This is a genomic window from Pedococcus sp. 5OH_020 (assembly GCF_027812955.1).
GTDB lineage: Bacteria > Actinomycetota > Actinomycetes > Actinomycetales > Dermatophilaceae > Pedococcus.
Genome location: NZ_JAPYZV010000002.1, coordinates 335,340 through 347,572 on the forward strand (window position 1 = coordinate 335,340; position 12,233 = coordinate 347,572).

General features: G+C 69.6%; 9 protein-coding genes. 1 reads left to right on the forward strand and 8 read right to left on the reverse strand.

Features of this window, described 5'->3' with window-relative positions; genetic code table 11:
* Nucleotides 1-32 precede the first annotated feature (32 nt).
* The 8 genes from PHA84_RS05085 to PHA84_RS05120 all read right to left on the reverse strand — a co-directional run bounded on the left by PHA84_RS05085 (nucleotide 33) and on the right by PHA84_RS05120 (nucleotide 10,351).
* Nucleotides 33-1,139 carry an ABC transporter substrate-binding protein gene (locus tag PHA84_RS05085; RefSeq protein ID WP_270887010.1) on the reverse strand — a complete coding sequence of 369 codons (1,107 nt, stop codon included), beginning with the start codon at nucleotides 1,137-1,139 and terminating at the stop codon, nucleotides 33-35.
* 92 nt (nucleotides 1,140-1,231) lie between these two features.
* A complete protein-coding gene (locus tag PHA84_RS05090) occupies nucleotides 1,232-2,428 on the reverse strand; it encodes an ROK family transcriptional regulator (protein WP_270887011.1) in 1,197 nt (398 codons plus the stop codon).
* Between the two features lie 25 nt (nucleotides 2,429-2,453).
* Nucleotides 2,454-4,355, reverse strand: a complete 1,902-nt coding sequence (locus tag PHA84_RS05095; RefSeq protein WP_270887012.1) for a glycoside hydrolase family 3 protein — start codon at nucleotides 4,353-4,355, stop codon at nucleotides 2,454-2,456.
* Nucleotides 4,356-4,432: 77 nt separating this feature from the next.
* A complete protein-coding gene (locus PHA84_RS05100; RefSeq protein ID WP_270887013.1) occupies nucleotides 4,433-6,088 on the reverse strand; it encodes a glucoamylase family protein in 1,656 nt (551 codons plus the stop codon).
* Nucleotides 6,089-6,116: 28 nt separating this feature from the next.
* Nucleotides 6,117-6,944, reverse strand: a complete 828-nt coding sequence (locus tag PHA84_RS05105) for a carbohydrate ABC transporter permease (RefSeq protein WP_270887014.1) — start codon at nucleotides 6,942-6,944, stop codon at nucleotides 6,117-6,119.
* Between the two features lie 7 nt (nucleotides 6,945-6,951).
* Complete coding sequence (locus PHA84_RS05110; protein ID WP_270887015.1) at nucleotides 6,952-7,905, reverse strand: carbohydrate ABC transporter permease; 954 nt, start codon at nucleotides 7,903-7,905, stop codon at nucleotides 6,952-6,954.
* A 2-nt stretch (nucleotides 7,906-7,907) separates the two neighbouring features.
* On the reverse strand, nucleotides 7,908-9,191 hold the full coding sequence (locus PHA84_RS05115; protein ID WP_270887016.1) for a sugar ABC transporter substrate-binding protein: 1,284 nt from the start codon (nucleotides 9,189-9,191) through the stop codon (nucleotides 7,908-7,910).
* Nucleotides 9,188-10,351, reverse strand: coding sequence for a LacI family DNA-binding transcriptional regulator (locus PHA84_RS05120; protein ID WP_270887017.1), 1,164 nt, complete (start codon nucleotides 10,349-10,351; stop codon nucleotides 9,188-9,190). Before PHA84_RS05120 ends, PHA84_RS05115 begins: the two co-directional genes overlap by 4 nt.
* Nucleotides 10,352-10,573: 222 nt before the next feature.
* On the opposite strand from PHA84_RS05120, the gene PHA84_RS05125 reads away from it, so the two are divergent.
* Nucleotides 10,574-12,061 carry a mannitol dehydrogenase family protein gene (locus PHA84_RS05125; RefSeq protein WP_270887018.1) on the forward strand — a complete coding sequence of 496 codons (1,488 nt, stop codon included), beginning with the start codon at nucleotides 10,574-10,576 and terminating at the stop codon, nucleotides 12,059-12,061.
* Nucleotides 12,062-12,233: the final 172 nt, after the last annotated feature.

Here is a 12,233-nt window from a genome sequence, read left to right on the forward strand (position 1 = left end):
TCGGCTCCCACCCGCGGGCGTGGCGGGGTGGGTCAGCTCAAGCCTGCCTTGGCGCAGGCGGCGGCGAAAGTGCCCGAGCAGAGGTCGGTGATCTTGTAGACGCTGTCCTTGAGGATCGTGTCCTTGACCTTGTCCTTGGTGACCGCGATGGGGTCGAGGATGGTCGCCGGGACACCCTCCACGGTCGTGGTCGAGGCCGGCTTCTGCTTGTTCGCCAGGGCGAGGGCACCCTTGGCCGCGGCCTCGGCCTCCGGCGGGACGGGCTTGTAGATGGTCATCGCCTGGTCCCCGGCCAGGATGCGCTGGATCGCGGCGAGCTCGGAGTCCTGTCCCGTCACAGGGGGCAGCGGCTTGACACCGCCGGCCTTGAGGGCGGCGATGGCGCCGCCCGCCGTGCCGTCGTTGGCGGCATACACGCCGACGAGCGAGCCCTTGACCGCGGAGATCTGGCCCTCCATCCAGGCCTGGGCCTTGTCGGGGCTCCAGTCCGGGGTGTCGTACTCCGCCGCGACCTTGTAGCCGCTGGAGTCGATGACGCTGTGCGCGCCCTTCTTGAAGCTGGCCGCGTTCGGGTCGGTCGGCGAGCCGTTGATCATGACGATGTCACCGGACGTCTTGCCGTTCTTCTTGATCGTGTCGACGAGGGTCTGGGCCTGAAGCTTGCCGACCGTCTCGTTGTCGAAGGAGACGTAGTAGTCCACCCCGGCGATGAAGCGGTCGTAGGCCACGACCGGCACGCCCTGGCTCTTGGCGCTCGCGGCGATGGCAGCTGCCGCCTTGCCGTCGACCGGGTCGAGGACGAGCACGTTGGCACCCTGGGTGAGCGCGGCCTCGGCCTGCTGCTGCTGCTTGCTCGCGTCCTGGTCGGCGTTGCTGTAGATCACTGAGCAGGAGGCGCAGTCCTTCTTGATGGCGGCCTCGAAGAGCGGACGGTCGAAGGTCTCGTAGCGGGTGGTCTTGGACTCGGGCAGCAGGAGGGCGACCTTCTTGGCGTCGCTCTTGCCGCCGCCACCGGAGGAGGACGACGAGCTGCTGCCGGACGACGATGAGCCGCTGTCGCCGCCGCAGGCGGCGAGCGTGGCAAGGCCCAGGCCGGCGACGAGGACGGCGCCGGCGAGACGAGCGGAACGGGTGGGCATTACTGAACTCCCTTGGTCAGGCGCCGGCATCCACTGTGGTGCGGTCGTCCTCCGAGTTAATCGTGAGGCCTCGTTGCCGTCAAGACTTGAATTCAAGAAATAGACGATGCGGCGGCCAGAACGCTCTCCGTAGCCGGCAACAGGGCGGCCGCGGCCACCAGCGCGCCCACGACGTCCGCATCTGTGTCGAGCTCGCTGTGCCGCACGCTCACCGACGCCGCGGCGCTCGGGATCGCGCACCGCTCCAGCGACGCCCGCATCGGTCTGGTGATGATCGAGCCGACCTTCGCGAGCTGGCCTCCGAGCACGATGACCTCGGGGTTCACCAGGTTCACCAGCCCGGCGACCGCGACTCCAAGATGGCGACCGGCGTCCTCGAGCACCCGACGGCACCCGGGGTCCCCGTCGAGCGCCCTGGTGATGACGTCCCGAAGGCTCAGGGGGCCGTGCGAGCCGGCCAGGGCGTCGAGCAGGCCGCGCGCTCCGATGTAGGTCTCGAGGCAGCCCCGGTTGCCGCACCGGCACACCGGCCCGTTCTCGTCGATGGTGAGGTGACCGATCTCCCCGGCGGTCCCAGCCGCGCCGCGGAACACCTCTCCGTCGAGGATCAGGCCGGCGCCGACTCCGTAGGACAGCTTGATGTACACGCCGTGCTGGATCCCCTGCAGCACACCGCATCTCAGCTCTCCGAGCGCCGCCAGGTTGGCGGTGTTGTCCACCGCCACCGGGGCGTTCAGCCGGCCGTGCATCTCGTCGGCCACGGCCACCCCCCGCCACCCCGGCAGGATGCTCTCGCTGCCGACCTGCCCCGAGACCCGGTCCACCGGGGCGGGGATGCCGACCCCCACCGCCCGGACGTCCCGCATGGTCTTCCCCGCCTTCTCCACGAGGTCGAGCAGCAGTCGGACCGCGCGGTCCATCCCCTCGTCGGCAGCGTGGTCCGCCGGCAGCGGCATCCGTTGGCGTCCCACGATGTCGCGTGGACCGGTGCCCAGCGCGACGCGGACGTCCCGGTCGCCGAAGGCGATGCCCGCCAGGAGGGTGTTCCCGGTCGCGAGCGACACCATGACGGCCCGTCGGCCGTTCCGGATGCTCGGAGCCAGCTCCAGGGCACCCGCCGTGTCGAGCTCCTTGACCATGTTCGAGACCGTGGCCGGACTGAGACCGGTGATGCCGGCGATCTCCACCTGCGTCATGGCACCCTGCTCGCGCAGGGCTTCGAGGACCCGCAGGCGGTTGGCTTCACGCAGGGAGGCCTGCGATCCGGGAGCCGCCTGCGATGGGTTCACGGCTTAAACATAAGGGGTGGACCGGTCAAGCGGTAGGTGCGTGCCCCAGCCCATGCCCGAACGCGAACAGCGGGTCGTCGTAGCCCGGGACGTCCTCGCCGTGCCGGCGGACCTGCTCCATCGAGCGCGGCAGGTCGAACGGGAGGCGTCCCTGCGGCGGGATGACGCCAGTCAGCGCGTCGAGCAGGGCAGCGTCGCTGGTGCCGTAGCTGCCTACCACGGCGCTGGCGACGGGGAGCAGCGGAGTGATGACGGCGGGTCGGTCCAGCACGACGTCCACCACGAGCGGACACTGCGCCGCGATGCGGCCGAGCCTGGCGACGAGGCCCGGGGGGAAGTCGAGGGACCCCTGGTGGAACCACGACTCCAGGAACAGGTCGGAGCGCGGCTCGTAGGGCGCCGCCAGCCGCACCACGGCGACGTCGGCCTCCTCAGGCCGCCCCACCGGGGTGCCGACAGCTCGCACGGCGTCCTCGGCGAGGTTCTCGGCGTACACCCGAAGCCCACGAGCGAGCGGCAACAGCGTGCCGTCGCCGTTGCCGCCCGGACCCGCCCCGTTCTCGAGCACCGCGTTCCGGGACATCGCGTTCCGGGGCATCGCGTTCTGCAGGACCGTCACGGATCGCGCCTGCGCGGCATACCCGGCGTCACGGAAGTCCGAACGGCCGACGGTGACGGCTGCCTCGTCCTCGTCGACATAGGGGTCGTCGAAGAGGCCCAGCCGGAACTTCACGGTGAGCAGCCGCCTGGCCGAGACGTCGATCCGCTCCTCGGTGACCCGGCCCTGTTTGACCAGGTCGAGCAGGAGGTCCACGCACTCCTCACCGCCGAACTGGTCCGCCCCTGCCTGCAGGATCTGCTCCATCCGCCCGAGGGGGTCCAAGTGCTCCACGCCCCAGGCCCGGGCAGGCAGCACCTGGTCGCCCACATGGTTGTCGTTGACGAGCTCCCAGTCGGTCACCACGACGCCGTCGTACCCGAGCCGCTCCCGAAGCAGCCCGGTGATGATCTGGCGGTTGTAGCCGAAGCCCACCTCCTCGATCTGCTCGCCGTCGACGGTCAGCCCCACGGGCATCCCGTAGTACGGCATGATCGCCGCGGTCCCGGCCTCGATGAGAGGAGGGAATGGCTTGAGGTGGTCGGCGAAGCGTCCACCGGGGTAGACCTGCTCGCGGCCGTAGGGGAAGTGCGCGTCCTCGCCGTCCTTCTGAGGGCCTCCGCCGGGGAAGTGCTTGCTCGTGCAGGCCACCGACGAGGGACCGAGGGACTCCCCCTGGAAGCCCCGCAGGTAGGCCAGCCCCAGCTCGGTGACGAGGTCCGGGTCCTGTCCGAAGGTCCCGGCCTGGCGAGCCCACCGCGGTTCGGTCGCGAGGTCCAGAGTGGGGTGCAGGGCCGCCCGGATGCCGACCGAGCAGTACTCCTGGCGCGCGATGTCCGCGAACTCCCGGACCAGCGCGGGGTCCCGCAGGGCCGCCAGCCCGAGCGGTTCGGGCCACTGGGAGAACGACCTGGCGGTGAACGAGACGCCGGCGTTCTCCATGAACGCGTGCCGCGGGTCGGTGGATACGGTCACCGGGATGCCGTGTGGCGTCTGCTCGGCGAGCGCCTGCAGGGCGTTGTGCCAGCGGGCGGCCATCCTGGGGTCGTCGAGGGCGTGGACGTTGAAATGGCTCAGGTGCTTGCCGACCACGACCTCGGTAGTGGCCGACTTGCTGATGGCACCGGGCGACTCGACGAGGGTGCCGTCGGACCCGGCCTCGATCACGGTCTGGAACATCAGGCCGACCTTCTCCTCCAGCGACATCCGCCCGAGGAGGTCCTCGACGCGTTCCTCTACCGGCAGGCGCGGGTCCTCGTACGGGTCCATCCGCCCGTTGCCGTTCAGGTCGCGGTAGGCGACCCCCTCGGGCGAGGTCTTGCGCTCCATGGCTCTGCTTCTCCCTCCACTCACGGGTGCGGGGACGCACCGAAGCGCGCCCCCGCCGGACCACGACGACCCCTGGGTCAGGCGATCCCCGCGCTGAACTCTTCCACGCCGATGACGGGCCGGAGGGCCCGCTCGACCTCCCTGGTGCTGAAGGCGCGCCGGATGACGTTGTTGGCCAGGACGTTGCCGGCTGCGCCCATGATCATGGCCTGGTCGAGCGACAGGTGCCGCCGCGCCATGGTGCCGGAGCGGACCGCCACCGCGTCGAAGAAGCCGCCCCGACCGTAGGCGTGCAGGTTGTTCTGGATCCTCGACAGGTTCGCGTACGCCGCGCGCGGCTCGTGCATCATGGCCAGGAACGAGGCGTGCGGCGTGACGACCCCGTCGCCGTACCGGGGGTCGGGGTTCGTACCCGCCCGGCAGCTGCCGAAGCCGACGTCGTAGTTCGTCTTCTCCCGGTCGGAGAAGTAGCCGTCCGGGTTCAGCCCCAGGGCGTCGACCCCGTACTCGCGGTAGTTCTCGAAGGGGTCCGCGGACGGTGAGAAGCCCCAGTAGCCGTAGCCGGCGTCGACCAGGCCGTGCTCGCGCTGGGCCCGCACGTGCAGCGGGTGGTTGATCCCCCACGAGCGCGGAGCCCAGCTCGCCTCCGGGACGAAGACGTCGGGCATGAGCTCCTCGAACATGCTGCCGCCCCACCCAGGGACGATGTGCATGCCCCGGTAGGTGTACGCCCCTTCGAAGACGTCGACCCCGAAGTAGGTCCGGTGCTCACCGACGGGCTGCATCTCGTGCCAGGACCAGTCGCACGTAGCCGGGAAGGTGCGCCACATGGCGTAGTACTGCGCGCCGGGGATCTGTCCGGTGATGATGCCCAGGTAGCTGGTGATCCGGGTCTCGGACACCGTGGTGTCGTAGTGGTGGTTGGTGTACCACACGTCCGGCCCGACCCCGATGTGGTTGCCGAGGAAGAGGTCGTCGCGCAGCGGAGGCTTCGTGACGAAGAACCCGCCGTGGATGAGCCCCGGCTTCAGCCCGACGTTGGTGTCGTAGAACATGTCCCAGCGCATCCTGCTGAACAGCCGCTCGGCCAGCGGCGCGGCCTTCTTGTCCGCTCCCATGACCACGCGCAGCGCGGCGCCGAGCCATCCGTTGTCCACGCTGGACAGGAACGGGTCGACGCGTGCGCCGGTGCCGGGCCAGGCGGTTAGCTTGGCTCCCGTCTCCTCGCTGTACCAGTTGTAGTACATCCCGCTCGGCTCGTGGTGCTCCATCCGCAGCAGGGTGTTCAGTGTCTGCACGAGACGCCGGGTGCACTCGGCCCTGGAGATGACCCTCAGGTCGCGTGCCACGATCGCAGACCACAGGTAGCCACCGATGTTCGTCGGTGACGTGTAGCCAGAGCGGCCGGAGGGCGCGAGCGAGGCCGGGATGTTGTCCGCAGGCAGCCCGGTGTCGGGGTCTGTCATGGCGACGAGGCTGCGCCAGGTGTCGGCGACCCAGCCCCGGATGCGGTGCCGTTCCTGACCGGTGAAGACAGTGGGCGGGACATGGCTCGCCGCGGCCCCACCGCTGGACGTGGTCGCTCCGGAGGGCAGTGCGGCGGGTACGCCGGCGGAGGCGCGGGCGGCGGTGAGCCCGAGGGCGGCCGTTGCGCCGGCCCCGACGAGGAGCTGGCGACGCGAGGGGACGCTCAGGGTCGCGGTGGTCGTACTGGACGTCGTGGGAAAGGCCATGGGTGAGGCTCCAATCAGGGAGGTCGGTTCACTTGATGCCGGTGGTGGCGATGCCTTCGATGACGCGGCGTTGGAAGACGAGGAAGATCGCGAGGATCGGGATGACCACGACGGTGGCGCCGGCGAGCAGCAGCCCGTACTGGGTCGAGTTCTGGCCCTTGGCGTACAGCGCCAGGGCGACGGGCAGGGTGAACTTGTTCTCCTGCTGGGCGACGACAAGGGGCCACAGGAAGTTGTTCCAGCTGGCCAGGAAGGTGAGGATGCCCAACGTCGCCAGGGCCGGACCGCACAGCGGCAGGAAGATCCGGGCGAAGATGCGCAGCTCCCCTGCGCCGTCGACGCGGCCCGCGTCCAGCAGGTCACGCGGGAGGCCGGAGATGAACTGGCGCATCAGGAACACCCCGAAAGGGCTGACCAGGAACGGCAGGATGAGTCCCGGGAGCGTGTTGGTCAGGCCGAGGTTCGTCACGAGGACGAACAGGGGGACGAACGTCACCACACCAGGGACCAGCAAAGTCGCCATCACGACGAGGAACAGCGCCCTCCTGCCCGGGAACTCCAGCATCGCCAGCGCGTAGCCGACCATGGAGCAGAACAGCAGGTTCCCTGCCGTCACGGCGACGGCCACCACGGTCGAGTTGAAGAAGTACTGCCGGAAGTTCAGCCGTGAGAAGAGCTGGGTGTAGTTGTCGAGGGTCGCCTTGTGCGGCAACCAGGTGGGCGGGCTCTGCAGGAGCTCCCCCTGCGTCTTGAAGCTTCCGAGCACCATCCAGACGAACGGTGCGATGACGGCCACCAGGACGAGCGTCAGAAGGGCGTAGAGCCACCAGTTCGAGAGTCTGCGGGTACCTGTCATGGCGACCTCACGTGTTCTCGCGCAGGAGTCGGAACTGAAGCGCGGTGACGATGGCGATGACCACGAAGATGATGTAGCTCATCGACGCGGCGTAGCCGTAGTTGCCGAAGCCGAACTGCTGGTAGGTGTACATGGACATGGAGATGGTGCTGCTCAGTGGGCCGCCGTTCGTCATCACGAACGGCTCCTCGAAGAACTGCAGGTAGCCGATCGCGGTCGTCACGCAGACGAACAGCATCGTGGGCCGCAGCAGCGGCAGGGTGATGTGCCGGAACCGCTGCCACCCGTTCGCGCCGTCGATGGCCGCCGCCTCATGCAGTGCCCACGGGACGCCCTGCAGCCCGGCCAGGAAGATGATCATGCCCGTCCCGAAGTTGCGCCAGGCGGCCATGAGGATGAGCCCCGGCATGGACCAGTGCGGGTCGCCCAGCCAGTTGGGGCCGTTGATCCCGACCCAGCCGAGGACGGTGTTGATGAGCCCGAACTCGTGCTGCAGCAGGAACCGCCACACCACGGCCACCGCCACGATGGAGGTGATCACCGGCGTGTAGAACCCCAGCCGGAAGGCCGACCTGAACCGGGTGATCCCCCGGTCGAGCGCCACGGCCACGGCCAGAGCGAGCAGGATGGTCAACGGCATACCGACGACCACGAAGTACGCCGTGTTGAGCGCGGCGCGACGGAACGTCGGGTCCGAGAAGGCCCGTGTGTAGTTCTTCAGACCGATGATGTCCACGGCGAAAGGCGTCCGGAGGTCGCGAGCCCTGGTGTCGGTGAAGCTCATGAAGAGCGACTGGAGCACCGGCCACGCCGTGAACACGAGGAAGAGCAGGCAGAACGGGAGTGCGAGCGTCCACGCGGCAAGCGCCTGACGGCGGCTGGCCCGCGTGCCACCCCCGCGAGGGGACGCGGCGCGGCGACCGGTCTCCTCGCGGGTGGTGGCGTCGGTTGTGGTGCTCATGGCTACTGGCCAGTGCCGATCGACTCGGCCTGCTGCTGCACGGCCTTGAGCGCAGCGGCGGGGTCGGCGCCCTGCTTGGTGACCTTCTCCATCTGGGTGTCGAAGCTGGTCACGACCTGCTCCCAGGTGGCGAAGCTGGGCGGCGCCTGGGCGGTCTCCAGCTGCTTGCCGAACTTGGCCAGCTTCTGGTCAGCGCTCAGTGCCGGGTCGTCCCACGCAGACTTCACCGACGGCAGGTCCGTGGACGACTGGTACCACTTCACCTGCACCTTGGGGTCGGAGAGCCACTGGACGAACTTCCAGGCGGTGTCACGGTTCTTCGCCTTCTTGAACACGACCAGGTCCGAACCTCCGACGAAGGACGAGGACTTGGTCTTGGCCGGGATCTGCATGACGTCGTACTTGTTCTTGAAGCCGGCGCCCCCGACCTTCTCCACCGCGGACATCTCCCAGGGGCCGGAGATGAACATCGGCACCTTGCCGCTGGCGAAGTCCGGCTCAGTCGTCGGCGTGGCCGGGGCGGCCTTGTCCGAGATGCCGTCCGTGAAGTAGCTCTGGTAGTACTTCACCGCCTCGAGCATCTGCGGGCTGTCGAAGTTGTACGCCTTGCCGCCGCCCTTCGTCAGGTCGGCGCCGTCGGACCAGGCGAACGGCATGACCGACTGCCACGACCCGGTACCACCCGCCTGCAGCCCGATACCCCACTTGGCTCCAGCCTTGGTCTGCATCGCCTTGGCCATCGCCTTCAGCCCCTCCCAGTCCGTCGGGGCAGTGGTGATCCCGGCCTTCTTCGCGAGGTCGGTGCGGTAGTACACGAGACGGGTCTCGACGTACCAGGGGACGCCGTACGAGGTGCCGTTGACCTCGGTGGTCTTCTGCGCTCCCTCGAAGAACTGCGACTTGTCGATCAGCGGGGGCGTCGGGTCCAACGCCCCCTGGCCGGCGAACTCACCCATCCACGTGGTCCCCACCATGGCGGCGTCCGGCGTGGTGTTCGCCGTGATGGCTGTCGTGAACTTGTCGTGGGCGGAGTCCCACGGGATCGCCGTGACGTTCACCTTGACCCCGGGGTTGGCGGCCTCGAAGTCCTTGGCCAGAGCCGGCAGCTTCTCGCCCTCGGCGCCCATGGCCCACACGGTGATGGCACCGCTGGCCTTGCCGCTGCCGACGGATTTGGCGGTCTCGCTGCTGCTTGATCCTGAGCCGCCACTGTCGCGGCCACACGCAGCCATTGACAAGGTAGCGACCGTCAGGGTCGCGACCGCGATCGCGGGGGTGCGTCTCATCGGGGTTCTCTCTTTCCTTGGGGGCGGGTTCGGCGGGTAGAGGGGCGGGTGGCTCGTGGGGTGCCGGCTGGTCCGCCGTCCTTCGAGTCCCGCGGGGGTCCGGAAGGGGGCCGGGCTGGGCTGGCAGGGGGCCGCGTCGCCAGCGTGCGCACCGGGGCTGCGCAGCCACAGGAGGAGCGGAGGACGACGTGGGTGGGGATGATCCGGGTTGGTGCTCCGGCCACCACGCCGGTGACCCGCTCGTGGAGGAGGTCGGCAGCGGCGGTTCCCAGCTCTCGCACCGGCTGGCGAACGGTGGTCAGTCCGGGCTCGATGTAGCGCGCCGACATGACGTCGTCCCAGCCGACCACAGCCAGGTCGGTCGGCACGTCGACGCCCCGCTCGCGCAGTCGCACCATGATGGCGAGCGCCAGCTCGTCGTTGGCGCAGACGAGGGCGTCGGCCTTCAGCTCGCCCGCGAGCAGGCGGTCCGCGACGGCGGCTCCCTCGCTCTCGCGCAGCTGGACGCGCACCGCCTCGGCGGCGCGACGCCTGCCGTGGGCGGCGACGAAGCCGGCGTAGCGGTCCCGCGGGTCCGGGCCGGCGGCCGGGTCGCCGACGAAGAGGAGGCGCCGACGGCCGTGCGCGATCACGTGTTCGGTGAGCTCGCGCGCGCTCTGGGTGTTCTCCGCGCGGACCGCGCCGATGTCCTGATGTGCGTCACCGGCGATGAGGACGACCGGCTTGGAGCCGTGCAGCGCCGTGACGGTGCTCTCCGGGATCGCGGCCGATCCCAGCATGGCCAGCCCGTCCACCCGGGTCGCCAGCCTGCGGACCGAGCGGGAGAGGTCGCTCTTGCCTTCGGCGAGGATCAGCACGACGCTCTGGCCGAGCTCGGCGGCCCTCGACTCGAAGCCCATGAGGAGCTCGGAGTAGTACGGGCCGGAGAGCTCCGGAAGGACGAGCCCATGGGCCTCGTGATGGCGGACGGCCAGGCTGCGCGCGGCTGACAGCGGTACGTAGCGCAGGTCGTCCACGGCCTGCAGGACCCGGGCGCGGGTCTTGTCGGAGACGGCGGTGGACCCCTGCAGCACTCGGGAGACCGAGGCGATGGACACGCCGGCGCGCTCCGCGACGGAGTAGATCGTCGCGCCGCTCGGGCCGTCCGGGACCAGGGTCATCGACCGCCGCTGCCTTCCTCGTCGAAAGCTCGCCTCCACGCTTGAAAGCGCTTACATATCTCGATACTGCCGTCTTGGGTGGATTCGTGCAACAGGTAGCGCTCGCCGCCGTGCGACGGTGGCGCGAACGGCGAGGGTGTTCTTGACTGGGTCCGTGGCGCAGACGGTGAGCCGCCGGACGGCTGACGGAGAGGCGACGGCGACGTGAGGGACAGTCCACCGTTGCCGCTCCGAGAGGAGACGCTGGGCCGGCTTGACCACCGGGTGGCCCGCCCGGCATACGACCGCTCCACGGTGACCGCCGGCATCGTCCACTTCGGCGTGGGCGGGTTCCACCGAGCTCACGAGGCGATGTACCTCGACACCTTGATGAACGGTGGCCAGGCACTGGACTGGGGAGTGTGTGGTGTCGGTGTGCTGCCGCAGGACCGGCGGATCATCGACACGCTCACGGCGCAGGACGGCCTGTACACGCTGGTGCTGAAACACCCCGACGGTCATCGCGAGGCCCGGGTCATCGGGTCCATCGTCGAGATGATGTTCGGCCCCGACGACCCCGCAGCCGTCGTGGCGCGCCTCGCCGACGACCGGACGCGCATCGTGTCGCTGACCATCACGGAGGGCGGGTACCTGGTCAACCAGGTGACCGGCGAGCTCGACGACTCAGATCCGGCGACGCAGGCGGACCTCGCGCCGGCGGCGACGCCGCGCACAGTGTTCGGCTTCCTCGCCGCTGCCCTGGACCTCAGGCGCCGCGAGGGACGGCCGCCCTTCACCGTGCTCAGCTGTGACAACCTGCCGGACAACGGCGACGTGGCCAGGCGGATGCTCTGCGCCTTCGCCCGGCGCAGGGACGCGGCGCTCGCCGACTGGATCCAGGCCGAGGTCGCCTTCCCCAACTGCATGGTGGACCGCATCACCCCGGCCACCGCTGACGAGGACGTCGAAGCACTACGCGACGACTTCGGGGTCGCGGACGGCTGGCCGGTGGTGTGCGAACCGTTCACCCAGTGGGTGCTCGAGGACAGGTTCACCCAGGGGCGGCCCCCGCTGCACGACGCTGGGGTGCAGCTGGTGGACGACGTCGTGCCCTACGAGCTGATGAAGCTGCGGCTGCTGAACGCCAGCCACCAGGCGCTGTGCTACCTCGGCTACCTCAGCGGGTACCGCTATGCGCACGAGGTGTGCCAGGACCCGCTGTTCGTGCGGTTCCTCCTGGCGTACATGGAGCGCGAGGGCAGCCCCACGCTCCCGGCACTGCCTGGCGTCGACCTGGACGCCTACCGCCACCAGCTCGTCGAGCGGTTCGCCAACCCGGAGGTGCGCGACACCCTCGCGCGCCTGTGTGCCGAGTCCTCGGACCGCATCCCGAAGTGGCTGCTGCCCGTGGTGCGGGAGAACCTGCGCGCTGGCGGCGAGATCGAGCGTTCCGCCCTGGTGGTGGCGAGCTGGGCACGGTACGCCGAGGGCGTCGACGAGAGCGGTGAGCCGATCCTCGTGGTGGACCGGCACCGCGACCGCCTCATGGCGGCGGCAGCCCGGCAGGGAGAGGACCCCCTCGCCTTCGTTCGCGACCCCGACCTGTTCGGAGACCTCGCCCAGGACTCCCGCTTCGCCGCGGCCTACTCCGAGGCGCTGAGGCAGCTGCACGAGCTGGGGGCCCGGGCGACGCTGCAGGCCCGAGCGTCGCGGGACGCCGGGGGCCGCTGAGCCGGTTCCGCCGAGCCGGTTCCGCTGAGCCGGTTCCGCTGAGCCGGTTCCGCTGAGCCAGGGCGGTGGGCGCTCGTACGCTGTCCCTACCGTCCCACCCAGTGCTGTCCCGTCCCGTCCTGTCCTGCCCCGTCCTGTGCTGTCCTGCCTCGTCCTGTGCTGTCCTGCCTCG

What these genes read in the sequence shown, in the direction of transcription:
- PHA84_RS05085 (WP_270887010.1), bottom strand. Translation starts at nt 1,139, where the DNA reads ATGCCCACCCGTTCCGCTCGTCTCGCCGGCGCCGTCCTCGTCGCCGGC.
- PHA84_RS05095 (WP_270887012.1), bottom strand. Translation starts at nt 4,355, where the DNA reads ATGGAGCGCAAGACCTCGCCCGAGGGGGTCGCCTACCGCGACCTGAAC.
- PHA84_RS05100 (WP_270887013.1), bottom strand. Translation starts at nt 6,088, where the DNA reads ATGGCCTTTCCCACGACGTCCAGTACGACCACCGCGACCCTGAGCGTC.
- PHA84_RS05105 (WP_270887014.1), bottom strand. Translation starts at nt 6,944, where the DNA reads ATGACAGGTACCCGCAGACTCTCGAACTGGTGGCTCTACGCCCTTCTG.
- PHA84_RS05110 (WP_270887015.1), bottom strand. Translation starts at nt 7,905, where the DNA reads ATGAGCACCACAACCGACGCCACCACCCGCGAGGAGACCGGTCGCCGC.
- PHA84_RS05115 (WP_270887016.1), bottom strand. Translation starts at nt 9,191, where the DNA reads ATGAGACGCACCCCCGCGATCGCGGTCGCGACCCTGACGGTCGCTACC.
- PHA84_RS05120 (WP_270887017.1), bottom strand. Translation starts at nt 10,351, where the DNA reads ATGACCCTGGTCCCGGACGGCCCGAGCGGCGCGACGATCTACTCCGTC.